This window comes from Streptomyces sp. NPDC049879, assembly GCF_044461265.1.
GTDB lineage: Bacteria > Actinomycetota > Actinomycetes > Streptomycetales > Streptomycetaceae > Streptomyces.
In genome coordinates this window covers 767,688-790,846 of record NZ_JBITKT010000003.1, presented here as the reverse complement: position 1 = coordinate 790,846, position 23,159 = coordinate 767,688, and the positions used below count along the sequence as shown (strand labels likewise).

Here is a 23,159-nt window from a genome sequence, read left to right as displayed (position 1 = left end):
CGGTGCCGTCGTGGGCGGGGGCCGGCCCGGCCACCGGACGGGCGGGGCGGCGCGTCCGTTCAGCCGCGGCGCACCTCACGGACGAGCAGCCACAGGAGGTAGCCCCCGCCGAGGCAGACCGTGACGGCCCCGACGGGCAGGGCGGTGCCGGGGATCGCGTGCTGGCCGACGAGGTCGGCGCCCGACACCAGCAGCGCCCCGACCAGCGCCGATCCGACGAGGTCCACCGAGCCGCCGTGCCCGGTGAGGCGGCGGGCGATCTGCGGCGCGGCGAGGGCGACGAACGTGACGGGCCCCGTCGCGGCCGTCACCAGCGCCGTCAGCGCGACGCCCAGGACGACCAGCGCGGCCTTCGCCGCCTCGGTGCGGACGCCGAGCGCTCCGGCGGTGTCGTCGCCGAGTTCGAGCTGCCGCAGCCACCGCGCGGCGGCGGGCAGCGCCGGTGCGAGGAGCGCGGCGACGGCGGCGGAGACGGTCACGGGGAGCCAGTCCACGCCGCCCAGACCGCCGGCGCCCCAGACGGCGGCCCGCATGGCGACGTCGAGGTCCGCCTTGACCGTCAGCCAGGTGTTGACGGAGGAGAGCATGGCCGAGACGGCGATGCCGACGACGATGAAGCGGAAGCCGTGCACGCCGCCCCGGTACGCGCACAGGTACACCAGGGCGGTCGCGCCGAGGCCGCCGAGCAGGGCGCCGCCGGCCTGGGCCGCGTAGCCCGTGCCGCCGAGCGTCAGGACGGTGATGACGCCGGTGTGGGCACCGGTGTTGAGGCCCACGACGTCGGGGCTGCCCAGCGGGTTGCGGGTCAGCGACTGGAAGATGGCGCCGCTGACGCCCAGACAGGCGCCGAAGAGGACCGCGGCGGCGGCCCTCGGCGCGCGCCACTCGACCACGACGAGCCGGTCGAGCGCGTCCGCGTCCGGGCCGAACGCGGCCAGTACCCGGCCCGGGGTGAGCGGGCGGTCGCCGAGCATCAGCGCCGCCAGGGCGCAGCCCGCGACGAGGAGGACGAGCACCGCGTTCACGGTCAGTGCCCGCACGGTGGTGCGGCGGCTGACGGGCCCGGCCCGCAGGACGACGGCGCGGCTCACGGGACGCGCGCCTTCCCCCGCCGTGCCAGGGCGATCAGCACGGGGGCGCCGAGGAACGCGGTGACGACCCCCACCTGGAGTTCCGCCGGCCGGACGACGACGCGCCCGAGGATGTCGGAGAGCAGCACGAGGACCGGGCCGAGGACGAGGCTGAACGGCAGGACCCAGCGCTGGTCGGGTCCGGTGACGAAGCGCACGGCGTGCGGCACCATCAGCCCGACGAAGCCGATCGGTCCGGCCGCCGCCGTGGCGGCGCCGCACAGCAGGGTCACGGCCAGCAGGCCGACGACACGGGTCGCCACGATCCGCGCGCCGAGGGCCCGCGCCACGTCGTCGCCGAGCGCCAGCGCGTTGAGCCCCCGGGAGCAGGCGAAGGCGAGGACCACCCCCACGAGGATGAACGGCCAGATCAGCGTGAGCGTGCCGTCCGGGCGGTCGGCGACGGTTCCGGCGGCCCAGTACCGCATGCGTTCGAAGGTCTCCGGGTCGGTCAGGGCGAGGGTCTGGGCGGCGCCCATGAGCACGGCGCTGAGCGCGACACCGACGAGGGTGAGCCGCAGCGGGGTCGCGCCGCCGGGGCCCGAGGCGGCGATCAGGTGGACGACGACGGCCGCCGCCACCGCGCCCCCGAAGCCGTACCAGAGGTACTGCTCGATCCGCGTGACGCCCAGGACGGCCACGGCCAGCACGATGGCGAACTGCGCGCCCGCGTTCACACCGAGCACGCCGGGGTCCGCCAGCGGATTGCGCGTCAGGCCCTGGATCAGCGCACCCGCGACGCCGAGCGCGGCGCCGACGAGGACCGCCAGGACCGTGCGGGGCACACGCAGCGTGCGCACGGTGAGGTGGTCGATGCCGCCGCCCTGCCCGGTGACCGACTCCCAGACGGTGGACAGCGGCAGGTTCGCCGAGCCGATCGCGACGCTGGCGGCGCAGGCGGCGGCGAGCACCGCCACGGCCAGGGCCAGACAGGCGGGACGCCGCACCTTCCCGATCCGCCGCGGTGGTCCGTCGCCCGGGGCGGTCGGCGTGGCGGCGCCCCGTTCGCGCGGCGGGTGGAGCGTCACGGCGCGGTCCCGGCGGCGGCCAGCTCGACGCACCCGACGCCCCAGCCGAGCTTGCGGCGCCCCGTCACGGTCCACCCGGCCGTGGCGGCGAGGTGGGTGAAGCGGTCCGGCGTACGGGGTGGTGTGCCGAGCGTGGCCAGGTGCAGCAGGGCGCCCTCGGACAGCGCGGCGGGGCTGAGGCCGTCGGGCGCGAGCCGTTCGACCAGGACCGCGACGGGCGCGGCCGTCCGCAGGGCGCGGAGCAGCGTGGCCGCCTCGTCGTCCGTCCGGTGCCCGAGCGCGAGCGCGGTGGCCACGGCGTCGTACGTGCCCCAGTCCTCGGCGAAGGCGTGCGGGCAGTCGGGACGGGCCTCCGCGCGCAGCGCCGCCAGCGCGGCGGGCGCTTCGACGACCGTGACGTCCGCGGCGGCGTGCCCGTGCAGGACATCGGCGACGGAGAGCGCGCCGGGGCCCGTGACGCCGACGCGCCGGGCCCTGCCCCACACCGGGTGGCGCGGCAGGCCGGTGACGAGCTGGGCGAGCCCTTCGGCGTCCTCGACCAGTTCGGCGTAGCGCGCGGTGTCGCGTGCGGCGGTCTCCCGCAGCGTCAGGCCGTGCGCGGCCTGCCAGGCCGGGGTGGTGCCGGTGAGCGCGGCGGGCAGTTCGGCGAGGGCGGCGATCCGGTCGGCGTGGAGGCCGGTGTAGCGCTCCCGGGCGTGGTCGTCCTCGGCCAGTTCCTCTCCCGCCGGGCCGAGTCCGACGCGGCCGGACGCGTCGTGGGCGACCACCCCGGCGGTGACCAGGGCGTCCAGGAGCACGGCGAGGCGCGCCGGTTCGACGCCGACCCGCCTCGCGAGCACGTCCCCGTCGAGCGGCCCGGGCGCCAGCGCGTCCGGCACGCCGAGCCGCAGGGCGGCCCGTACGGCGAACCAGGCCACCGGTGCCGGCGGCGCACCGGTGCCGGACCGCAGATGCCAGTAACCCGTGATGTTCTGCCGCGTCTTGGGCGTGCCGAGCACGCGGGCGGCGTGGCGGCGCACCGGCAGCAGCGACCGGCTCTCGGCCGCCGCCCACACGTACGGGACGCCGTCCAGCGGCTCGACGGCGGCGACGGCGGCGGCCAGCGCCGCCGGGTCGCCCGGCTCGGCGACCACCCACGTCACCCGGTCCTCCGGGCGGACGGCGAGGTCCTGCCGGGCGGCGGGTCCCGGCACGGTGACCACGGCGCGGACCGGCGCGTCCACCGGGCGTTCCTCGAAGTACCGGCCGATGGCGGGGAGCGCCGTCTCGTCCCCGGCCAGCAGCACCCACGGGCTGTCGGGCGGGACGACGGTGGACGCCTTGGGACCGGCGAACCACAGCTCGTCCCCCGGCCGGGCGTGCCGCGCCCAGACGGCGGCCGGTCCGTCCCCGTGCCGTACGAAGTCGAGGTCCAGCTCCAGGGCCTCCGGATCGAAGCGGCGCGGTGTGAAGTCGCGGCCCTGCCGGGTGGCGGCGGGCGCCCACTCGATGCCGCCCTCCACCTGCCGGGGCAGGACCGCCCGCACGTCGCCGTCGGACGCGAAGACCAGCTTCACGTGGTCGTCGAACGCCGGACTGGCGAAGCCCGGCAGGGACATCCCGTCGCGTTCGAACGAGCCGAGCTGCGGCCCCGTGACGGTGATCCGCCGCATGCGCGGTGTCACGTCGGCCACCCGCGCGACCTCGGTGCGGCGCAGGACGAGCGGGTGGACGGTGACGTCGTGGTGAGACATGACTGCGTGGGTGACCCGTTCTCAGGAGAACTGCTGCTCGACGATGTCCAGGAGCGCCAGCGACTCGTCGTAGTCGCCGCGGACGGCCCAGTAGGGCAGGTCGTACGCGTGCTGCTCCTCGAAGGCGGGCAGGGCGGCGTACACCGGCTCGTCGGCGAGGGAGGCGACGTCCGCGGTGTCCGCGTTGAAGCCGGTGACGAACACGGTCGGGACGTCGGGCAGCAGCTGGCCCACCTGCTCGGTGGAGAGCTCGGCCATGTCGCCGCCCGGCTTGTAGGGCGGCAGACCGTGTTCGGCGACGAGCGGCGCGGGTTCGAGGCCGAGTTCGGCCAGGGTCTGCGACAGGCCCATGTCCTCGAAGAGGAGGTACGGCGTGCGGTCGGCGGTGATGGTCAGTGTCGCGACGGGGGTGGGCGGCAGGGTGATGGCGTCCCGGACCTCCGCGACCCGCGCGTCGTAGGCGGCGAGCGAGTCCTCGTACACCTCGGGCCGGTCGAAGACGTCCTCGGCGAGGAACGAGAACTGGTCCTGCCAGGTCGTCAGGCCGTCGCCGACGAGGACGGTGGGCGCGATCCGGCTGAGCCGGTCGTACTCCTCGGCGGCCAGCACGGCGGGCAGACCCACACCCCCGGCGACGATCAGGTCGGGCTCGGCCCCGAGGATCGCCTCGTGGTCGAAGCCGTCCATGCTCCACGGCAGGAACCCGGTGCCCTGCTCCTCGGGGGCGTCGCCCCAGAACTCGGAGAACTCGCCGTCGTGTTCGGTGTCCTCGGCGACCGTCGCGACGACGGGCACACCGAGGTCGTAGAGGTAGCCGGTCAGGGCGTAGTTGAGCACGACGACGCGCTGCGGGTCGCCGGGGACGGTCACCTCACCCTGGTCGGTGGTGACGACCCTGCTGTCCGCCGTACCGGGCGAGCCGGCCGTGGCGGGGTCGTCGCCGGAGGAGCCGGACGACGAGCAGCCCGCCAGGGCGGTGCTCAGGGCCGCGGCCGCGAGCAGGCTGACGAGAGCGGGACGACGGGCAGGCGTGCGCATGGAACCTCATTCACGAGAAGACCGGGACCCGCCCCCACGCGCCGGGAGGAAGGTTAGGCTACCCTAAGCCGGACTTACGGGGCGGGCCGGTCCCCATGCGACATCGGCCGCCACCGACGCGACATGGAACGCAGGATCGAAGTGACGAACACGCAGCGTGAACTCACCACCGTCGTCCCCGAGCACGCCATCCGCTTCCGGGGACACCGCTCTCACGCCCACCGGGAGCCGCACCTCATCCATGTCGTGGCGGGCACGGCGGACCTCCTCGTGGACGGCCGCGCGGTCCGGCTGGGGACGCGGGAGAGCCTCTGGCTCGCGCCCGGTGTCCCGCACTCGGCGCGGTACGCGCCGGGCAGCGTCGTTCTCGGCCCGCTGCTGTCCCCGGGGACGGTCCCGGCCCAGCGCGTCCAGCGGCTCGGCGTCGTACCGCAGGTGACGCGGCTGATGACCACCGTCCTGGGCGCGGCGCCCGCCACGCCTGAGCAGATCCGCCCTTTCCGGGCGGCGCTCGACGTGCTCCTGCGGTCCCTCGGCAGCCCGTACTTCACGCTGCGGCAGCCTGTCCACCCGGCGGCGCGCGCGGTGGCGCGCGCCGCGATGTCGGATCTGACGCTGGATGAGCTGGCCGCCGCGCAGGGGACCAGCGTGCGGCATGTCCAGCGGGTGTTCCGGGAGGAGACCGGCATGTCGTTCAGCAGGTGGCGGGCACGGGCGCGGCTGAACGTCGCCATCTCCCGCCTGCGCGGCGGGGACGGCCTGACGGTCGCGGCACACCTCGCGGGCTACACGACACGCAGCGGCCTGCTCAAGGCGCTGACCCGTGAGACCGGGCTCCCCGGCACCCACTTCACCGGCGACCCCGCGTCCATGCGCACCCTTCCCGGGACGCCCCCGGCCGGGGTCGTGGCGGGCTCACACTGACCCTGTCCCGGGCGGGCCCGGCCGCCGCGGCGGTTCTCCCCGTGGAGCGGACCGCCGGTGGCCGGAACCGCGCGGGGCGAGCCGGTGCCCGGGGGAGCGGGCACCGGCTGGATCGGAGAGGGAGGGTCAGCGGGTCACCGGGGTGGAGGCGAGGAGTTCCAGGGTGTCGACCACCCGGTGGGAGAAGCCCCATTCGTTGTCGTACCAGGCCACCACCTTGATGTGCCGTCCCTCGACGCGGGTCAGGGCCGAGTCGAAAACCGAGGACGCCGGGCGGCCGGTGATGTCGCTGGAGACCAGTGGCGCGTCCGCGTACTCCAGGACGCCCGCGAGCGGGCCGTCGGCGGCGGCGCGGTAGGCGGCGAGCACGGCGTCGCGGGTCACCTCGCGGGCGACGGTGGTGTTCAGCTCCACCAGCGAGCCCACCGGGACCGGCACGCGGATCGAGTCGCCCGACAGCTTGCCGTCGAGCCCCGGCAGGACCAGCCCGATGGCCTTGGCGGCGCCGGTCGTGGTCGGGACGATGTTCACGGCGGCGGCACGGGCGCGGCGGGCGTCGCGGTGCGGGCCGTCCTGGAGGTTCTGCTCCTGGGTGTACGCGTGGACCGTCGTCATGAAGCCGTGCTCGATGCCCGCCAGGTCGTCGAGGACCGACGCCAGCGGGGCCAGCGCGTTGGTGGTGCAGGAGGCGTTCGAGACGATCCGGTGGCACGCCGGGTCGTACGCGCCGGTGTTGACGCCGTAGGCGAGGGTGACGTCGGCGCCGGAGGAGGGCGCGCTCACCAGGACCCGTCCCGCACCGGCGGTGAGGTGGGCGCGGGCGGCGTCGGCCGAGGTGAAGCGGCCGGTGGACTCCAGCACGACGTCCACGCCGAGGTCGCCCCACGGCAGGGCGGCGGGGTCCCGCTCGGCGAGCACCCTGACGCGGCGGTCCCCGGTGACGAGCGTGTCCCCCTCCACGGTGACGGGGTGGGGGAGGCGGCCGAGCGTGCTGTCGTACTCCAGCAGGTGCGCCAGGGTGGCGGGGTTGGTGAGGTCGTTGACGGCGACCACCTCCAGGTCGCTGCCGCGGGAGAGCAGCGCCCGCAGGGTGGCGCGTCCGATGCGGCCGAATCCGTTGATGGCGATGCGGGTCATGGGTCGGCTCCTTTCGTCCTGCTCCCCATGCTCGGCGGGCGGGGGAGGGGACGGAAGTGGCTCGGATGACAGCGTGCGCAAGCATCTCGCCAGATGGCGCGCCACCGGCCGCAAGGATCGCGCCCCGGATCAGGCCGAGAACGTCTGCCGGTACTCGGTCGGCGACGTGCCCAGGATGCGCTGGAAGTGCAGCCGGAGGTTCGCGCCGCTGCCGAGCCCGACGCGGTCCGCGATCTGCTCGACCCCGAGGTCCGTGCGTTCCAGCAGCTCACGGGCCAGGTCCACGCGCGCCCTGAGCACCCACTGCATCGGCGTGCACCCGGTGTCCTCCACGAACCGCCGCGAGAAGGTGCGCGGCGACACCCGCGCCGTACGGGCCAGCGTCTCCAGCGTCAGCGGCTCGGCCAGGTGCGCAAGCGCCCACTCCCTCGTGTCCGCGAACAGGTCGCCCAGCGGCTCCGGCACACTGCGCGGCACGTACTGCGCCTGCCCGCCGCTGCGGTACGGCGCCGCCACCAGCCGCCGCGCCACATGGTGCGACAGCCCCACCCCGTGGTCACGCCGCACCAGGTGCAGGCACAGGTCGATGCCGGACGCCGCGCCCGCCGACGTCAGCACGTCGCCCTCGTCCACGAACAGCACGTTCTCGTCCACCCGCACCAGCGGGTGCCGCGCGGCGAGCGCCCGCGTGTAGTGCCAGTGCGTCGTCGCGCGCTTCCCGTCCAGCAGGCCCGTCGCCGCCAGCGCGAACGCGCCCGTCGAGATGGCCGCCAGCCGCGTCCCCCGCGCGTGCGCCGCGAGCAGCGCCGCCACGACCGCCGCGGGCGGCTCGGTGGTCGCGGGCTCCCGGTAGCCGGGGATGAAGACGGTGTCGGCGTCCTCGAACGCCTCAAGGCCCTGCGCCACGTGGTACGAGAGCCCGTCGCCCCCGGTGACGGGACCGGGCGCGGCGCCGCACACCCGCACCTCGTACGGCATGCTCGGGCGGCGCGTGAAGACCTGCGCCGGGATGCCCACGTCCAGCGGCTTCGCGCCGTCGAGCACCAGGACGGCGACACGGTGGTTCCCGTGGTGCCCGTGCTTCATCGGATGGCTCCTCCCGCTCCCGCTCCCGCTCAGGGCATCCTGCCACCGGCCCCGACTGGCAGAATGCCCCGCCGTGGACCCCCTCGACTTCCAGCTCGTCCTGCTGCGCCGGATGGCCGACTTCCAGCCCGATCTGGTGGCGGACGCGCTGCGCACCCTCGGCGCGGGACGCGACCGCATGCGCGAGGCCAACCGCCACTGGCAGGCGATGGCCCGCGCCGGCCGCGCCCCGGGGGCCCTCGCACGGTACCGCTCGGTCCTCGGCGCGCCCGAGTCCACCGCCGCGCTCCGGATCGGCGACCTCCGGGCCGAGGCGCACCGCTGGCCGGTCCCGCTCTGGCCCGGCCTGCGCTTCGAGGTCCTCACCGCGCCCGGCGGCGCCGTGTGGAACGAGGAGCTGGTCCGCGCGCCCGGCCACCCCGCGCCCGCGCCGCGCACGCTGGACGACGTGACGCCGTGGTCCTGCACGGTCGCCGAACTCGCCCGCGCCTTCCCGCCCGCCCGGCCGATGGAGGGCTCCGCGCCCACCCGCTCGCGCCTGGCGTTCGCCGCGCCCACCGCCTCCGGCGAACTGCGGGACGTCATCGCCGAGTTCACCTGGGGCCTGGTGCAACGGGTGATCCCCTGACGGGGGTTCGTGTGCGGGACCACTGTCCCGGCTCCCCCATAATTATTGGCGACCTTGATCGATCTCTCTGCGAGGACAACGGACGATGGCAGCACGGATGACGAGGATCGGCGCGACCCCCCTGACGGCGGCCCTGGGCCTGGTGATGGCGGCCTCGCTGCTCACCGCCTGCTCCGACGACGGCGACCCCGCGCCCGCCGAGGACGTGCGGGAGACCGCCGCCTCGGACGAGGAGGGCGCCGGGAGTGACGACGGTGCGGACGACGCGGCCGAGGAGGAGACCGGCGGCGAGGCGGCCGGGGAGGCCGCCGACGTCCAGGGCTCCGCCCAGGACGTGGTGGCGGGCTGGGTGACGGCCGTCATCGACAACCGGCCCGAGGACGCCTGCCTGCTGATGGCCATGCCCGCCGAGGACGGCGGCGACCCGGAGGTCGGCACCGCCGGGACCTGCGGCGCAGGCGGCCCGATGAGCGCGCAGCTGACCGGCCTCGCCGAGACGTTCACCCCCGCGGACATGGCGGGCGAGCCCACCGTCACGGTCACGGGCGAGCCGGAGTCGGAGACCAGCGCGACGTTCCCGATCGAGCAGATCGACGTCGGCGGGCAGACGCTCCAGGAGGTCGTCCTCTCCCACTCCGAGGGTGTCAGCGCCGAGGACGTGGACATGTCCATCGAGGCCAGCGCGTTCGACGGGGTCTGGTACGTCACGGACCTCGGCCTCTCCATCGGCTGACCCGCCGCCCCGCCCCCGCCCCGCCATGCGCGACGGCGGGCCGCCGTCGACGGGGGCCACCGTGGAACGAGGGGCGGGCGGAGGCGCGGCTCCACTGCCAGGTCAACGTGCGGGACCGCCACCACGGGGACGGCGGCGGGACCACCGGGCCGTGGCAGCGGGACGCGCTGAGCCGTCGGGGCCCGTTCAGCCCGCCGTCAGAACCCGTACCGGCGCGCCGCTCGCGAAGGCCGCAATGTCCTCGGCCGCGTCCCCGTAGAAGATCCGGTACGACTCCTCGGTCACGTACCCGATGTGCGGCGTGAGCAGGGTGCGGGGCGCGGTGCGCAGCGGGTGGTCGGCGGGGAGCGGCTCGGTGTCGTAGACGTCGAGCGCCGCGCCCGCGAGCCGGTTCCCGTGGAGGGCGGCCAGGAGGGCGGCGGTGTCGACGAGCGGGCCGCGCGAGGTGTTGACCAGGTACGCGGTGGGGCGCATCCAGGACAGTTCCTCGGCGCCGATCAGGCCCCTGCTGCGCTCGCCCAGCTTGTAGTGCACGGTCACCACGTCCGACCGTTCGAACAGCTCGCGCTTCCCGACCGGTTCGACCCCCAGGCCGCGAGCGCGCTCCGGGTCGAGGCGGCTGCTCCACGCCAGCACCCGCATCCCGAACGCCGCGCCGATCGCCGCCACGCGCGTGCCCAGCCTGCCGAGTCCGACGACGCCGAGCGTCCGCCCGTCCAGGTCGCCGCCCACCGTGTGCTGCCACCCGCCCGCGCGCATCGCGGCGGCTTCCTCGGGCAGGTGCCGCAGCAGTCCGAGGATCAGCGCCCATGTCAGCTCGGGGGTGGCCGACTGGCCGCTGCGCGTGCCGCAGACGGTCACGCCCTGCCGGGCGGCGGCCGCCAGGTCGATCGCGGCGTTCGCCATCCCCGTCGTCACCAGCAGCCGCAGGCGCGGCAGCCGGGCGAGGCGCGCGGCGGTGAACGGGGTGCGCTCCCGCATCGCGACCACCACCTCGTACGGCGCGAGCGCGGCCGCCACCGCGTCGTCGTCGGGCAGGTGGTGGTGCAGGTGGTCGATCCGGCTGACGCCGTGGTCGCGGCGCAGGGCGTCCCAGTCGGCGAAACGGGCGGCGGCCCGCTGGTAGTCGTCCAGTACGGCGACGCGCATGAGACCCGAGTCCTCTCCCGACGCGTCCGCACGGGCGCGGACGCCGCGCCACGATCGTACGGGCGGGGGCCGCCGTCACTCGCCGGGGGCGTCGCCGTCCGGGCTCGCCGTCGGCGGCTCGATGTCCGTGCGCATCTCGCCGGTGGTGGGCTGGGCGAGGGTGCGGGAGCGCGAGCCGACGACCGCCAGCAGCGCGGCGGCGGTGCCGATCAGCGCGGCGGGCACCATCCAGTGCCGGTTGAGGAGGTCGCCCATGGCGTGGTCGAGGGAGAAGCGCCCCGGGCCCGTCACGGCGAGGGCGGCGGCGGTGAAGCCGAGGAACGCCGGGTACTCGTAGCCGCCGTTCATGGCGAAGAAGCCGTTGTCCGCGTGGACGGCCGCGGCGCCGCCCATGGTCCCGGCGGCCGCGGCGCCCGCCGCCGGGGTGGCCAGGCCGAGGGCGAGCAGCGCGCCGCCGCCCGCCTCGCCGAGCCCGGCGGCCAGAGCGCTGGCCTTGCCCGGCCGGAAGCCCATGGTGTCCATCGCGGCGGCCGTGCCGCTGAGGCCGCCGCCGCCGAGCCAGCCGAAGAGCTTCTGCGCGCCGTGGGCCGCGAGGACCCCGCCCGTCCCCAGGCGCAGCAGGAGCAGGCCCGTGTCGCGCCGGGCGGAGGTGTTCTTGCGCTGGGGGAACATCACGGTGTCACTCCTCGGTGGTGCGGCGCTCCGGCGGGAGCCGTGGGTACGGCGGGCCCGCGCGGGGGCGGGGCCGCCGTACCCAGCATCCGTCCGCGACGGGCGCGGCACCCGGTCTGCCGGACCGTTCGGGGGAACGGCGCCGCGTCAGCCGCAGTGCACGCCACCGGTGCCGCTGCCGCCCGTGGCGATGGGGGGAACGTCGCTGACCTGGCCGAAGACCCGGATGCAGTGCCCGGCGGCGAAGACGCTCACCGGCCCGGCGTGGAGGGAGGAGCCGCCGTCGTCCACGTCCCGGACCTCGTCGCGCCAGTCGCAGTGCCGGCCGGTGGCGGCGTCGTAGGAGAGGCGGATGCTGCCGTAGGTCGTGCCCGCGGGCGCGGCGGGCGCGGCGGCGACGGTCGCCAGGACAGTGGCGAGTCTGCGCAAGCCAAGGGGGATTCCCGACGGGTCAGGGGCTGCGGTGGCGGCGAAGGGCCGTGTCGGCGGCGAGCGCCAGGACGAGGACGGAGCCGGTGACGATGTAGCGCGACGCGGTGTCCAGGTCCAGCAGCGTCAGGCCGTTGGAGATCGACGTGATGACGAGCACGCCGACCACCGCCGACCAGGCGTTGCCCCGCCCGCCGAACAGGCTCGTCCCGCCGATCACCGCGGCCGCGATCGCGGTGAGGTACGTGTCCGCGCCGCCCGTCCCCTGGTTCGCGGCGGCGAGCCTGCCCGCCGCGAGGACGCCGCCGAGCGCGGCGAGCGCCGAGCAGGCGACGAAGCAGGAGACCGTCGTACGCCGCACCGCCACGCCGACCAGCAGCGCCGAGCGCCGGTTGTCGCCCACGGCCCGCACCGACCGCCCCCACCGCGTACGGCGCAGCAGCACGTCGACCACGACCACCAGGGACACGAACAGGACCACCGGGTAGCCGATGCCCCTGGCCGTCCCCAGGTACGCGACGGTCGCGCTGAGCACGGCGGCGAGCCCGGCCGTCCGCAGGACCAGCCTGCCCGTCCCGATCCGCGGCAGACCGGCCCGGGCGCGGCGCGCGTGCTCCAGGAGCTGCACGGCCGTCACGACCGTCACGGCCGCCGCGACCAGCGCCCACGCGGCCAGCGGCGACAGGAAGCCCTGCTGCGCGAACCGCACCAGCCAGGACTCGAACGGCAGGTTGATCGACCCGCGCGAGCCGAGCACCCGCAGCTGCACACCGGCCAGGATCAGCAGCCCGGCGAGCGTCAGCACGAAGCTGGGCAGCCCGAGCCGGGTGGCCGCGAAGCCGTAGCACAGGCCCACGGCGACGCCCACGGCGAGCGCGAGCAGGATGCCGAGCCCGATCGGCCAGTCGTGCAGCACGGTCGTGACGGCGACGACGGCGGCGGCGAGCCCGCTGACCGAGCCGACCGACAGGTCCATCTGCCCCACGAGCAGGACGAGGACGACGCCGAGCGCGATCACGCCGGTCGGGGCGGACTGGAGCGTGAGGTTGACGAGGTTCTCGGCGGACAGGAACGCGGGGTTGACCAGGCCGAAGACGGCCCAGATCACGGCGAGCGCGCCGATCACGGGGACCATGCCCAGCTCCCGGTCGGGGATGCGGCGCAGCAGGTTCGGCAGGGACGACTCGCCGCTGTCGAAGGCGGCGACGTGGGTGCGCACCGGGGCGGGCGCGGGGGCGCGGGTCATCGTGGCTTCCTGCCGCTCGGGCGGCTCACGCCGGTCATCGCGGCGAGCAGGTCCTCGTACCCGGCGTTCGCCGCGTCCAGCTCCCCGCCCATGCGGCCGAGCCGCAGGACGACGAACCGGTCGGCGACCGCCTGGAGGTCGGCGGCCTGGTGGCTGATCACGACGACGGCGTGGCCGCGGTCGCGCAGCCGTTCCACGAGGTTCAGCACCTCGGCGGTCTGGCGGATGCCGAGGGCGGCGGTCGGCTCGTCGAGGACGACGACCCGGGGCGAGCCGAGCAGGGCGCGCGCGACGGCGACGACCTGCTGCTGCCCGCCGGACAGGGCGCGGACCGGCAGCCGTACGGAGGGGACGCTGGTGGCGAGCTGGCCGAGGAGTTCCCAGGCCTTGCGCTCCATCGCGACCTCGTCGAGGAAGCCGCCGCGCGTCGGTTCGTGCCCGAGGAAGAGGTTCTCGACGACGTCGAGGTTGTCGCAGAGGGCGAGGTCCTGGAAGACGGCGGCTATGCCGAGGTTGCGGGCGGTGGCGGGGGAGTCCAGGGTCACGGGCTCGCCGTCCAGCGTGATCTGGCCCGCGTCGGGCCGGTACACGCCGGAGATCACCCCGGCGAGCGTGGACTTGCCCGCGCCGTTGTCGCCGACGACGGCCAGCACCTCGTGCGGGTGGACGTCGAGGTCGATGCCGGTGAGGGCGCGGACGCCGCCGAAGTTCTTCGAGACGCCGCGCAGCGAGAGCACGGGGGCGCGGCGGGGGGCGGGCGTGCTCACGGCGTCTCCTCGCGGAGTCCGGCGCGGTCGCAGGCCGTGCGGTAGGCCTCGGTGCATATCTCGTCCACCGAGTACACGCCGCCCGCGACGAGGACGTGGTGCACGTCCCGCGCGCCGACCGCGCGGGGGGCCAGCAGCATGCTCGGGACGCCGTCGATCACCGCGGTGGTGCGGGGCTCCTCGCCGCGCAGCACGCGCACGGCGAGTTCGGCGGCCGTGCGTGCCTGCTCGGTGGTGGCCTTGTAGACGGTCATGTACTGATCTCCGGAGATGATGCGCTGCGCGGCGGCCAGCTCGCCGTCCTGGCCGGTGACCGGCGGCACGGGGTCGAACCCGGCGGCCTTCATCGCGGCGACGGCGCCGCCCGCGATGCCGTCGTTGGCCGCGTACACGCCGTCGACGCGGTCGCCGAACTCGGTCAGCCGGCTCTCGACCCAGTCGGTGGCCCGGTCCGGGCTCCAGTCGGGTGTGTCGTACTGGGCCAGCACTTCGATGCCCTCTCCCTCGAGCGCACGGCGGACTCCCGCGGCCAGTTCCGCCGAGTTGGGATCGGTCGGGGACCCGTCGACGAGGAGGACGCCGGGGGGACGCCCGTCCTGGCGTGGACCCCGCTCCTCGACGGCCGCGACCAGGGCGGTTCCCTGGAGGTAGCCGATCAGCTCACTGTCGAAGGATACGTAGTACTCGACGTCGGCGTCGGCGATGAACCGATCGTAGGCGATGACCGGCACGCCGTACCGTTTCGCCTCCTGCACGATGCTGACGGCGGCCACCGCGTCCACGGCGTCGAGGACCAGGACGTCCGCGCCGCGCGCGAGCATCGACTCCGCCTGCTGCTGCTGGGTCGCCGCGTTCTGGTCGGCGTTGGCGTAGTACACCTCACAGCCGGGGCAGCGCTGGTCGACGATGCCCATGAACGTGGGCCGGTCCGTGGTCTCGTAGCGTGCCGTCTCGACCTCGGGGAGCAGCAGGGCGATGGCGCCCTCGGACGCGTCGCGGTCCGCGCCCGCCGCGAACACGGCGCCCGTCACGACGAGGACGAGCGCGCAGAGCCCGGCCGTCCACGCCGCGAGGCGGCCGCGCCAGGGGGACGTGCGGTCGGCGCCGGTCATGTCGTCACCCCCAGCGCCCCGCCGATGCGGGCGGTGTCGAGGGCGACGGCGAGCGCGCCGCGCACCTCGGCGGAGGGGCCGAGTCCGGCGGCGACGACGCGGACGGGGCCCGCCGTGCTGGGCATCGTGCGCTGTTCGACGACCGTGCGCATCGGGCCGAGCAGAATCTCGCCCGCCTCGGCGAGCTGGCCGCCGACCACGACGATCTCCGGGTCCACGAGGTTGCACAGGTTGGCGGCGGCGACGCCCAGGTGCTGCCCTGAGTCGGAGAGCACGCGGCGGCAGCCTGCGTCGCCCTCCGTGGCGCGGGCGATGACGTCGCGCAGCGTGAGGTGCCCGTGGCTGGCGGCGAGCATCCCGAGCAGCGCCGGGGCGCCCACGAAGGTCTCCAGGCAACCGCGGTTGCCGCAGCGGCAGATGGGCCCGTTGGCGTCGACCGTCACATGGCCTATCTCGCCCGCGCCGCCCGCGCGGCCGTGGACGAGCCTGCCGCCCAGCACGAGTCCGCCGCCCACCCGGTGGGACACCCGCAGGTACGCGACGGCGTCGTGTCCGGCGGCGGCCCCGAAGCGCGTCTCGGCGAGGGCGCCGAGGTTCGCGTCGTTGTCCACCGTCACGGGGACGCCGAGTTCCTCGCCGATCACCTCGGGGACGACCGCGCCGTCCCAGCCGCGCAGCATGCCGAGCGTGGTGATGCGGCCCGTGCGGTGGTCGACCGGGGCGGGCAGGCAGACGCCCACGGCGAGGAGTTCCTCGGGGCGCGCGTCGAGGGAGTCGATCATCTCCATGACCAGCAGCGCCGCCCGGCGCAGCCCGGTGTCCGCCCGGTGGTCGGGCGCCAGCGGCATCGACTGGTCGGTCAGCACCTGCATCGAGGCGTCGGCGAGCGCGACCCGCAGCGAGCGGAAGCCGAAGTGGACGCCCGCGACGAGGCCGAGGTTGCGGGCGAGGGTGACGCGCAGCGCCCGCCTGCCGCTGCGGGTGGAGGGCGAGGTGTGGAGCACGCCGAGCTGCGTCAGCTCCTTGACGATGTTGGACACCGTGGCCGGGGACAGCCCGGTGACGCCGGCCAGCTCGATCTGCGTCAGGGAACCGCATCGCTGAACGGCGCTCACGATGCGGGCTCGGTTGGCCTCACGCAGTGAAGTCTGTGAGCCCGGTGTCACCCGATCAGCGCGCACAGTCGGGAGGATACCCGCTGCTGTGCCGACCGGTCATGCCCCGCCGTCCAGGGGGCGTTCGGGACGCGGCGCGACCGCTCCCCGTTGGGTATGTGATCCAACTCCAAGGACCGCTTCCCGTTCGTTATGAATTTACTTCTTGACTTCAACGAATCCTGGGCCTTTGATGACTGCCGGACAACGAGGGCGCAACGGCGCCCGTCGGCGGCGCGCCGTCCCCCTGCGCGCCGATCCCAGGTACGGCAATGAAGGCGTAGGGACTCGCATGCGTGTCAATCGCAAAATAGGCATGATGGTGGCGGGCGCCGCCGTCACCGCCTTCACACTCTCCGCGTGCAGCGGGAACTCCAACGGCGGCGGCGGTGGCGGCGGCTCGGAGGGCGGCGGCTCCGACTCCGAGGTCGAGGTCTTCACCTGGTGGGCGGCCGGTTCCGAGAAGGCCGGTCTGGACGCCCTGGTCGGCGTCTTCGACGAGCAGCACCCGGACACCGAGTTCATCAACGGCGCCGTCGCCGGTGGCGCGGGCTCCGCGGCGAAGGACCTCCTGCAGTCCCGCCTCCAGGCCAACGACCCGCCGGACACGTTCCAGGCGCACGCGGGCGCCGAGCTGCTGGACTACATCAACGCCGGACAGCTCCAGGACGTCTCGTCGCTGTACGACGAGTTCGACCTGCGCGAGGCCTTCCCCGCCGACCTGGTGGACCTGCTGACGCACGAGGGCAAGATCTACTCGATCCCCTCCAACATCCACCGCGCCAACATGATGTGGTCCAACGCGTCGGTGCTGGAGGAGAACGGCATCGACCCGCAGAAGACCTACAACTCGCTCGACGAGTGGTTCGCGGACATGGACACCCTCCAGGACGCGGGCGTCACGCCGCTGTCCGTCGCCACCGCGTGGACCCAGGTCCACCTGCTGGAGACGATCCTGCTGTCCGACCTCGGCTCCGACGCCTACTCCGGCCTGTGGGACGGGACCACGGACTGGGAGGGCGCCGACGTCACCGCCGCCCTCGAGGACTTCGAGCGCGCGATGAGCTACACCAACAGCGACCGCGACGGCCTGGACTGGCCCGAGGCCACCCAGATGGTCATCGACGGCAACGCCGCCTTCAACGTGATGGGCGACTGGGCCATCGCCGCGTTCGAGGAGCAGGGCAAGACCCTCGGCACCGACTTCAACGCGGCGCCGGTCCCCGGCACCGACGGTGTCTTCGACTTCCTCGCCGACTCCTTCACCCTCCCGGTGGGCGCGCCCCACGAGGCGGGCGCCGAGGCGTGGCTGGAGACCATCAGCTCCGCCGAGGGCCAGACCGCGTTCAACGCCGCCAAGGGCTCCATCCCGGCGCGCACCGACGCCGACCCGGCCGACTTCTCGGAGTACCAGCAGACGGCCATCGAGTCGTTCGCCCAGGACACCATCGTCTCCTCCCTGGCGCACGGCGCCGCCGCCCCGGTGGCCACGCTGAACGCCATCACGGACGCCACCAGCAAGTTCACCTCCGGAGCGTCCGACCTCGCGGCGTTCCAGTCGGAGCTCGCGTCGGCGGTCAGCACGGACTGACCCCGCGGCGACACGACGGGGGCGGCGGCCGGACGACCGTGCCGTACGCCCCCGTCCCGCGGCGCCCCATCCGGACCGCGCCCGCGGCGAGCCCGCCGGACCTTCCGGCGGCGCGCCGCGGCGCTCAGGGAGACCTCAATGACCAAGACCCTCAGACGTGCCGGGGCGCCGCTGCTGCTCCTGGCCCCCTCGCTGATCCTGATAGGCGTGTTCGTCTACGGTCTGATCGCCGTCAACTTCCAGACGTCGACGACCGACATCCACACGGCGGCCCAGACGACGGGCCAGGAGCCCTCGGGCACCGTCTGGTTCAGCAACTACTTCGACCTCCTCGGCGACGAGGCGTTCCAGCACTCGCTGAAGAACCTCCTGCTCTACACCGTCCTCTTCCTGGCCGGGACCATGTTCATGGGCTTCCTGTGGGCCTGGCTGCTGGAGCGCCCGATCAAGGGCGAGGGCATCTTCCGCTCCGTCTACCTCTTCCCGATGGCGATCTCCTTCGTCGCCTCCGGTGTGGTGTGGCGGTGGCTGCTCAACTCCGGGCAGGACGAGAGCGCGACGGGACTCAACCGGCTGTTCCAGATGGTGGGCCTCGACTTCCTCCAGAGCAACTGGTGGAACAACGTCGACTACGGCATCACCGCCATCGCGATCCCCGCGATCTGGCAGCTGTCCGGCTATGTGATGGCGCTCTTCCTCGCCGGCTTCCGGGGCATCCCCGAGGAACTGCGCGAGGCGGCCCGCATGGACGGCACGACCACCTGGCAGCTCTACCGCCACGTGCTGTTCCCGCAGCTGTCCCCGATCGCGCTGTCCGCGCTGATCATCATCGGCCACATGTCGCTGAAGTCGTTCGACCTGATCATGTCCATCTCGAAACCGGCGAACTACCAGACCAAGGTCCCGGCCGTCGACATGTACATGTTTAAGTCGAGCTTCGACTACGCCAACGCCGCCGCCGTAGGAACGATCCTCCTGGTCCTCGTGGCCCTCGTGGTCGTGCCCTACCTCATCCGCACGAATCGCAGGGAGAAGTGATGGCCACGCTCTCCACCCAGCCGGTCCCCCCGGGGACCGCCGCGGGCCTCCCGGCCGCGTCTCCCGAGCGCGCGCGCCGCCCCAAGGGCTTCACCCTCGCCCGCACGCTGCGCTACGCCGCGCTGCTCCTCTTCCTCCTGATCGTCCTGATCCCCGTCTACGTCCTGCTGGTGACGAGCTTCAAGGGCCCAGGCGACGCCGCCCCCGAGCGCGCCTGGAACCTGCCGAGCACCTGGACGTTCGACAACTGGGAGACGGCCTGGGACGCCCTGGCCCCGGCGATCTGGCGCACCGTGCAGATGGTCGTCCCGTCGGCGCTGATCGCCGCGGTCCTCGGCTCGGTCAACGGCTTCGTGCTCTCCCGCTGGTCCTTTCGGGGCGCGAACCTCGTGTTCACGCTGATCCTGTTCGGGATGTTCATCCCCTACCAGGCCGTGATCATCCCGCTGAACGAGCTGGTGCTCGACCTGGGCCTGCCGAGCGGCATCCCGACCCTGATCCTGCTCCACGTGGTCTTCGGCATCCCGATCACGACGCTGATCTTCCGGAACTACTACCAGACGGTCCCGCACGAACTGGTCGAGGCCGCCCGCATGGACGGCGCCGGACTGCTGCGCACCTACTGGTCGGTGATCCTGCCGATCTCGGTGCCGAGCTTCGTCGTCGTGCTCATCTGGCAGTTCACCTCGGCGTGGAACGACTTCCTGTTCGCGGTGTTCTTCTCCTCCAGCCAGAACGGCCCGGTGACCCTGGCGCTGAACAACCTCGCCAACGGCGCCCTGCTGCAGAACTACGGCGTCTCCATGGCGGGCGCGCTCTTCGCCTCGCTGCCGACCCTGCTGGTCTACATCGTCCTCGGCAAGTACTTCATCGGCGGGCTGATGTCCGGCTCGGTCAAGAGCTGACCCGGGGAGGAATCCGACCCGCGCGGGCCCCGCGCCCCGGCCGCACGGCCGGGGCGCGGGGCCCGCATGCCGTCGTCCGGCCGCTTGGATAAATGTGGGAACGGCGGGGAGCGCGCGGCTCCGGAACGCCGCCCTGTCCACCATGTGCCCTGCGGCAAGATCACGCCCGCGTCTCGCCCCGGCCGCGCCGTCGTGTGAAGTCCACGCGCTGACCTGCGATTTCACCAGGAGTCCCGGGATTCACCCTGCATAACTCTTGACGCGGTGTCAGCGGCCCGCCTAGCTTCTCGCCTCGCAGAGTCGAACCGAAAGCGAAAAAAGCGAACGCTGCACTCCGAGATCACTGCGCGACGAGGAGTAACCGGTCATGACACCCAGCAGACGCACGATCCTCACCTCGGCCGTGGCCGCGGGCGTGGCCGCCACGTCCGGCGTGGCCAGCGCCGCCGACACCACCGCCGCCGCCCCCGCGTCACACGGCGGCACGGGCCGCGGACCGCGCCAGGAGGTCTTCGGGCACCTCCCCGACGGCCGCGACGTCCACCGCTGGACGCTCTCCCGCGGCGGCACCCTCCTGAAGGTCCTCAGCTACGGCGGCATCGTGCAGACCCTGGAGGTACGCGACCGCCGCGGCGAGACGGCGAACGTGTCCCTCGGCTTCGCGAGCCTGGAGCCGTACCTCACGCTCTCGCCCTACTTCGGCGCCCTCATCGGCCGCTACGGCAACCGCATCGCCGCCGGACGCTTCACCCTCGACGGGCGCACCTACAGCCTCCCCGTCAACAACGGCCCGAACAGCCTGCACGGCGGCAACCAGGGCTTCGACAAGCACGTGTGGCACGTCGAGCCCACCGGGCCCGCCTCCCTCGCCCTCACCCGCACCAGCCCCGACGGCGAGGAGGGCTACCCCGGCACGCTGGACGTCCGCGTCGACTACTCGCTCACCGACGACGGCGCCCTGCGCATCGACTACCGCGCCACCACCGACGCCCCGACCGTCGTCAACCTCACCAACCACACGTACTGGAACCTCGCGGGCGAGGGCTCGGGCACCGTCCTCGACCACCAGGTCCAGCTCGCCGCCGCACGCTTCACCCCCGTCGACTCGACGCTGATCCCCACCGGCGACCTGGCGCCCGTCGCGGGCACGCCCTTCGACTTCCGTCGCGCCAAGCCCGTGGGCCGCGACATCCGCAGGTCGCACGAGCAGCTCCGCTTCGGCCAGGGCTTCGACCACAACTTCGTCCTGGACAAGGGCATCACCCGGCGCCCGGAGCAGTTCGCCACCGTGTACGACCCCGCGTCGGGGCGGACGATGACCGTCAGCACGACGGAGCCGGGCGTGCAGTTCTACACCGGCAACTTCCTCGACGGCTCGTTCGCGGGCACCTCGGGCTCGTTCTACCGGCAGAGCGACGCCCTGTGCCTGGAGACCCAGCACTTCCCCGACTCGCCCAACCAGCCGGCCTTCCCGAGCACGGTGCTGCGGCCGGGGCAGACCTACAGCTCGTCCACCGTCTACGGGTTCGGCGTCCGCCGGGCGTGAGAGGGGGCGCGCACCGGGCCGTCCGCGCCGTCAGGACCGGTCCGCCGACGTGATTCTCGTCATGATCGGCAAGCCGTCCCGACCCCGCCGCCCCCCGCCGCGACCCCGCGGGACGGGAGGTGGCGGGGATCCGACGATTCCTCCGTGTGGGTGGATGGCGGCACCGCGTGGCGGCTGCCGCCCCGGTGCCGGGGACAAGCCAGGCGCATGGGGCTTTTTCGCGGTGACGCGAGGTGATCCGGGGTGCGGACGCCTCCGGCGGTGTTCGTCAACCCCGTTGCTGGGCAAGGTGAATCGTGGGACCGGGATACCCACGCGCTCGTGTGGGGCGTTAGGGTTACCCTGCCCGGACCGGGTGTCGTTGTACGGGTGGGAGAGTCATGGAGCAGATAACAGCGCGCAGCAGGCCGCCCCGCGTGCCTGCCATCAACTGCGGGAGCAGCGCGACCAGCGCGCGGCTCGACCGTCATCTGAGTGTGCTCTCCGGACCCGCCGTGCCGCAGCGCGACGCCGAAGAGGCCACCTCGCTCATGCTGGAGCTCACCCGGCGTGACAAGCGCGCCGCGCACACCAGCCGCGGCGCACGGGTGCTGCTGTTCGCGCCGTTGCGCAGGCTGCGGCGCACGCTGTTCGGCGGGCGCGGCTGACCGACCGGCGGGCGCGGCCGACCCCAGGGGAGGCGGCGCCCGCGCGGCGGACCTGACGCGCTCACCGCCACCCGTCCGTTCCCCTCCGGCCACCGCGCGACGACACCCGGGTCGACGCGGTGGCCGTCCGCGTATCCGCCGCCGCCCGCTCAGCGGTTCCCGGCGGGCACCGTGCGCGCGAGCAGTTCGGCCGCGCGCTTCCGGTTGCGGTAGGGCCGCAGCGCCTGCCGTATGTCGCGCAGCGCGCGCTCCGCGTCGCCGGAGCGCAACCGTTCCTGCGTGACGAGGAACCCCTCCCACGCCGCGCACGCCTCGTCCAGATGCCCGGTGCGCAACAGCAGTTGACCGAACCTCGCCTGGCTCAGCGCCCGGCCGCGCAGGTCGGACGGCGCCCGCTCACCCGAGGCGCGGCGCAGCGCGGCGAGCGCGCCCGGCAGCTCCCCGATGGCCTCCAGCATCGCCGACGTCTGGAAGTGCAGCGCCGCCACCGGGTAGTTGTCGAACGGCGACGCGCCGCTGTGCGACCGCTCCGCCGCCCGCTCGGCGCGCCCCATGACGGCGAGCGCCCCGCGCCGGTCCCCGTTCTGCCCGAGGACCACCGCCAGTTGCGCCTGGACGTACGCCTGGTGCGCGTGCGGCGCCGTACGCGCCCCCTCGTGCGCCGCCTCCGCCAGTTGCAGCGCCGCGGGGAGGTGCCCGAGCCGCTGCGCCTGGGCGCTCATGGCGCGCAGCACGACGCTCCACGCCGTCCGGTCCCCCGACTCGGCCGCGAGGCGCTGGGCGTACGTGTAGTACCGCTGGGCGACGCCGTGCAGCAGCCCGTCCTCGTACATGCGGGCCAGCAGGAACGCCAGCCGCGAGGCGAGGACGAGGAGTTCGGCCCGGTGGCGCCCCGGCGGCGCGGCGGCGAGGAGCGGGGCCACGTCGTCGGCGAGGTACGCGGACAGGGCGCTGCGCGCGTGCCGCCCGCCGTGCGTGTCGATGGACGCGGCGAAGAACGCGACGGCGTCGTGCAGCGCCGTCGTCTCGTCGGTGCGCGAGCCGAGCGGCCTGCCCGGCTCGGGTGCCTCGGGCGGCGCGGGCACCGTCGCGTCCGCCACGCGGTACGGGCGCTGGTGCAGCGGCGCGCGCCGCCCGGCGTCCGCGTCGGCGCGCGCCAGCGCGGTGAAGCCGCTCACGGCGTCCGTGGGGACGCTCTCGCGCACCGCGCCGGGGAATCCGGCCGCCTCCGGCGTGACGGAGCGCCCGAGGCGGCGTGAGAGCGCCTCGGCGGCGAGCTGGGGGACGGGGTGCCGCGGCTGGGTGCCGGACAGCCAGTGGGCGACGGCGGTGCGGTCGTAGCGCAGCACCGCCCCTATCTCGCCGCCGAGGGTGTTCACCGCGCGGGCCAGGGCTTCCTGGGTCCAGCCGGCCTCGATGAGCAGCGTCCGCAACTGAAGGTTGGGACCGCGCCGGTTCGTCATGTG

General features: G+C 74.2%; 22 protein-coding genes. 8 read left to right on the top strand and 14 right to left on the bottom strand.

Annotated features, from left to right (window positions below):
• Positions 1-59: 59 nt before the first annotated feature.
• The 4 genes from ACIBPC_RS14510 to ACIBPC_RS14495 are packed head-to-tail and all read right to left on the bottom strand — an operon-like array spanning position 60 to position 4,929.
• Complete coding sequence (locus ACIBPC_RS14510; protein WP_398844223.1) at positions 60-1,091, bottom strand: FecCD family ABC transporter permease; 1,032 nt, start codon at positions 1,089-1,091, stop codon at positions 60-62.
• Positions 1,088-2,158: a FecCD family ABC transporter permease gene (locus ACIBPC_RS14505; RefSeq protein WP_398844221.1), complete on the bottom strand. Its 1,071-nt coding sequence runs from the start codon at positions 2,156-2,158 to the stop codon at positions 1,088-1,090. The genes ACIBPC_RS14510 and ACIBPC_RS14505 overlap by 4 nt, the downstream gene beginning before the upstream one ends.
• A complete protein-coding gene (locus ACIBPC_RS14500) occupies positions 2,155-3,891 on the bottom strand; it encodes an SIP domain-containing protein (protein WP_398844218.1) in 1,737 nt (578 codons plus the stop codon). Before ACIBPC_RS14500 ends, ACIBPC_RS14505 begins: the two co-directional genes overlap by 4 nt.
• 21 nt (positions 3,892-3,912) lie before the next feature.
• Positions 3,913-4,929: an ABC transporter substrate-binding protein gene (locus tag ACIBPC_RS14495; RefSeq protein ID WP_398844215.1), complete on the bottom strand. Its 1,017-nt coding sequence runs from the start codon at positions 4,927-4,929 to the stop codon at positions 3,913-3,915.
• 123 nt (positions 4,930-5,052) lie between these two features.
• Here ACIBPC_RS14495 and ACIBPC_RS14490 point away from each other — a divergent pair, with 123 nt between their 5' ends.
• On the top strand, positions 5,053-5,853 hold the full coding sequence (locus ACIBPC_RS14490; protein WP_398844213.1) for a helix-turn-helix domain-containing protein: 801 nt from the start codon (positions 5,053-5,055) through the stop codon (positions 5,851-5,853).
• A gap of 126 nt (positions 5,854-5,979) precedes the next feature.
• Here the strand turns inward: ACIBPC_RS14490 and gap are convergent, their stop codons facing one another.
• Together gap and ACIBPC_RS14480 are read right to left on the bottom strand one after the other, a co-directional pair.
• Positions 5,980-6,990: a type I glyceraldehyde-3-phosphate dehydrogenase gene (gene gap, locus ACIBPC_RS14485; protein ID WP_398844210.1), complete on the bottom strand. Its 1,011-nt coding sequence runs from the start codon at positions 6,988-6,990 to the stop codon at positions 5,980-5,982.
• Between the two features lie 129 nt (positions 6,991-7,119).
• Positions 7,120-8,076: a GlxA family transcriptional regulator gene (locus tag ACIBPC_RS14480; protein ID WP_398844207.1), complete on the bottom strand. Its 957-nt coding sequence runs from the start codon at positions 8,074-8,076 to the stop codon at positions 7,120-7,122.
• 112 nt (positions 8,077-8,188) lie between these two features.
• Here ACIBPC_RS14480 and ACIBPC_RS14475 point away from each other — a divergent pair, with 112 nt between their 5' ends.
• Together ACIBPC_RS14475 and ACIBPC_RS14470 are read left to right on the top strand one after the other, a co-directional pair.
• Positions 8,189-8,704 carry a hypothetical protein gene (locus ACIBPC_RS14475; RefSeq protein WP_398844385.1) on the top strand — a complete coding sequence of 172 codons (516 nt, stop codon included), beginning with the start codon at positions 8,189-8,191 and terminating at the stop codon, positions 8,702-8,704.
• An 85-nt stretch (positions 8,705-8,789) separates the two neighbouring features.
• On the top strand, positions 8,790-9,437 hold the full coding sequence (locus tag ACIBPC_RS14470) for a hypothetical protein (protein ID WP_398844204.1): 648 nt from the start codon (positions 8,790-8,792) through the stop codon (positions 9,435-9,437).
• A gap of 186 nt (positions 9,438-9,623) precedes the next feature.
• Here the strand turns inward: ACIBPC_RS14470 and ACIBPC_RS14465 are convergent, their stop codons facing one another.
• The 7 genes from ACIBPC_RS14465 to ACIBPC_RS14435 form a co-directional block, all read right to left on the bottom strand.
• A complete protein-coding gene (locus tag ACIBPC_RS14465; RefSeq protein WP_398844201.1) occupies positions 9,624-10,586 on the bottom strand; it encodes a D-2-hydroxyacid dehydrogenase family protein in 963 nt (320 codons plus the stop codon).
• A 75-nt stretch (positions 10,587-10,661) separates the two neighbouring features.
• On the bottom strand, positions 10,662-11,258 hold the full coding sequence (locus ACIBPC_RS14460; RefSeq protein WP_362968175.1) for a DoxX family protein: 597 nt from the start codon (positions 11,256-11,258) through the stop codon (positions 10,662-10,664).
• Positions 11,259-11,405: 147 nt separating this feature from the next.
• Positions 11,406-11,687, bottom strand: coding sequence for a hypothetical protein (locus ACIBPC_RS14455; protein WP_398844199.1), 282 nt, complete (start codon positions 11,685-11,687; stop codon positions 11,406-11,408).
• Between the two features lie 22 nt (positions 11,688-11,709).
• On the bottom strand, positions 11,710-12,933 hold the full coding sequence (locus tag ACIBPC_RS14450; RefSeq protein ID WP_362968147.1) for a sugar ABC transporter permease: 1,224 nt from the start codon (positions 12,931-12,933) through the stop codon (positions 11,710-11,712).
• Complete coding sequence (locus ACIBPC_RS14445; protein ID WP_398844196.1) at positions 12,930-13,757, bottom strand: ATP-binding cassette domain-containing protein; 828 nt, start codon at positions 13,755-13,757, stop codon at positions 12,930-12,932. Before ACIBPC_RS14445 ends, ACIBPC_RS14450 begins: the two co-directional genes overlap by 4 nt.
• Positions 13,697-14,812 carry a substrate-binding domain-containing protein gene (locus tag ACIBPC_RS14440; protein WP_398844193.1) on the bottom strand — a complete coding sequence of 372 codons (1,116 nt, stop codon included), beginning with the start codon at positions 14,810-14,812 and terminating at the stop codon, positions 13,697-13,699. Before ACIBPC_RS14440 ends, ACIBPC_RS14445 begins: the two co-directional genes overlap by 61 nt.
• A complete protein-coding gene (locus ACIBPC_RS14435) occupies positions 14,809-15,927 on the bottom strand; it encodes an ROK family transcriptional regulator (protein WP_362968144.1) in 1,119 nt (372 codons plus the stop codon). Before ACIBPC_RS14435 ends, ACIBPC_RS14440 begins: the two co-directional genes overlap by 4 nt.
• 331 nt (positions 15,928-16,258) lie before the next feature.
• Here ACIBPC_RS14435 and ACIBPC_RS14430 point away from each other — a divergent pair, with 331 nt between their 5' ends.
• From ACIBPC_RS14430 to ACIBPC_RS14410, 5 genes are all read left to right on the top strand, one after another.
• Positions 16,259-17,557: an ABC transporter substrate-binding protein gene (locus tag ACIBPC_RS14430; protein ID WP_362968143.1), complete on the top strand. Its 1,299-nt coding sequence runs from the start codon at positions 16,259-16,261 to the stop codon at positions 17,555-17,557.
• 138 nt (positions 17,558-17,695) lie between these two features.
• Positions 17,696-18,595: a carbohydrate ABC transporter permease gene (locus ACIBPC_RS14425; protein ID WP_398844188.1), complete on the top strand. Its 900-nt coding sequence runs from the start codon at positions 17,696-17,698 to the stop codon at positions 18,593-18,595.
• On the top strand, positions 18,595-19,500 hold the full coding sequence (locus tag ACIBPC_RS14420; RefSeq protein ID WP_362968141.1) for a carbohydrate ABC transporter permease: 906 nt from the start codon (positions 18,595-18,597) through the stop codon (positions 19,498-19,500). Before ACIBPC_RS14425 ends, ACIBPC_RS14420 begins: the two co-directional genes overlap by 1 nt.
• A gap of 367 nt (positions 19,501-19,867) precedes the next feature.
• Positions 19,868-21,046 carry an aldose epimerase family protein gene (locus ACIBPC_RS14415; protein ID WP_398844184.1) on the top strand — a complete coding sequence of 393 codons (1,179 nt, stop codon included), beginning with the start codon at positions 19,868-19,870 and terminating at the stop codon, positions 21,044-21,046.
• A gap of 380 nt (positions 21,047-21,426) precedes the next feature.
• Positions 21,427-21,693 (top strand): hypothetical protein, encoded by a 267-nt coding sequence (locus tag ACIBPC_RS14410; protein ID WP_362962830.1) that lies wholly within the window; start codon positions 21,427-21,429, stop codon positions 21,691-21,693.
• A gap of 149 nt (positions 21,694-21,842) precedes the next feature.
• Here the strand turns inward: ACIBPC_RS14410 and ACIBPC_RS14405 are convergent, their stop codons facing one another.
• Positions 21,843-23,156: a hypothetical protein gene (locus ACIBPC_RS14405; protein ID WP_362962832.1), complete on the bottom strand. Its 1,314-nt coding sequence runs from the start codon at positions 23,154-23,156 to the stop codon at positions 21,843-21,845.
• Between the last annotated feature and the right edge of the window lie 3 nt (positions 23,157-23,159).

Excerpts from the sequence above, each read along its gene's own strand:
- ACIBPC_RS14500 (WP_398844218.1), bottom strand. The coding sequence starts at position 3,891 with ATGTCTCACCACGACGTCACCGTCCACCCGCTCGTCCTGCGCCGCACC.
- ACIBPC_RS14495 (WP_398844215.1), bottom strand. The coding sequence starts at position 4,929 with ATGCGCACGCCTGCCCGTCGTCCCGCTCTCGTCAGCCTGCTCGCGGCC.
- ACIBPC_RS14490 (WP_398844213.1), top strand. The coding sequence starts at position 5,053 with ATGGAACGCAGGATCGAAGTGACGAACACGCAGCGTGAACTCACCACC.
- gap (WP_398844210.1), bottom strand. The coding sequence starts at position 6,990 with ATGACCCGCATCGCCATCAACGGATTCGGCCGCATCGGACGCGCCACC.
- ACIBPC_RS14480 (WP_398844207.1), bottom strand. The coding sequence starts at position 8,076 with ATGAAGCACGGGCACCACGGGAACCACCGTGTCGCCGTCCTGGTGCTC.
- ACIBPC_RS14475 (WP_398844385.1), top strand. The coding sequence starts at position 8,189 with ATGGCCGACTTCCAGCCCGATCTGGTGGCGGACGCGCTGCGCACCCTC.
- ACIBPC_RS14470 (WP_398844204.1), top strand. The coding sequence starts at position 8,790 with ATGGCAGCACGGATGACGAGGATCGGCGCGACCCCCCTGACGGCGGCC.
- ACIBPC_RS14465 (WP_398844201.1), bottom strand. The coding sequence starts at position 10,586 with ATGCGCGTCGCCGTACTGGACGACTACCAGCGGGCCGCCGCCCGTTTC.
- ACIBPC_RS14460 (WP_362968175.1), bottom strand. The coding sequence starts at position 11,258 with ATGTTCCCCCAGCGCAAGAACACCTCCGCCCGGCGCGACACGGGCCTG.
- ACIBPC_RS14450 (WP_362968147.1), bottom strand. The coding sequence starts at position 12,933 with ATGACCCGCGCCCCCGCGCCCGCCCCGGTGCGCACCCACGTCGCCGCC.
- ACIBPC_RS14445 (WP_398844196.1), bottom strand. The coding sequence starts at position 13,757 with ATGCACCGAGGCCTACCGCACGGCCTGCGACCGCGCCGGACTCCGCGA.
- ACIBPC_RS14440 (WP_398844193.1), bottom strand. The coding sequence starts at position 14,812 with ATGACCGGCGCCGACCGCACGTCCCCCTGGCGCGGCCGCCTCGCGGCG.
- ACIBPC_RS14430 (WP_362968143.1), top strand. The coding sequence starts at position 16,259 with ATGCGTGTCAATCGCAAAATAGGCATGATGGTGGCGGGCGCCGCCGTC.
- ACIBPC_RS14425 (WP_398844188.1), top strand. The coding sequence starts at position 17,696 with ATGACCAAGACCCTCAGACGTGCCGGGGCGCCGCTGCTGCTCCTGGCC.
- ACIBPC_RS14420 (WP_362968141.1), top strand. The coding sequence starts at position 18,595 with ATGGCCACGCTCTCCACCCAGCCGGTCCCCCCGGGGACCGCCGCGGGC.
- ACIBPC_RS14415 (WP_398844184.1), top strand. The coding sequence starts at position 19,868 with ATGACACCCAGCAGACGCACGATCCTCACCTCGGCCGTGGCCGCGGGC.
- ACIBPC_RS14410 (WP_362962830.1), top strand. The coding sequence starts at position 21,427 with ATGGAGCAGATAACAGCGCGCAGCAGGCCGCCCCGCGTGCCTGCCATC.
- ACIBPC_RS14405 (WP_362962832.1), bottom strand. The coding sequence starts at position 23,156 with ATGACGAACCGGCGCGGTCCCAACCTTCAGTTGCGGACGCTGCTCATC.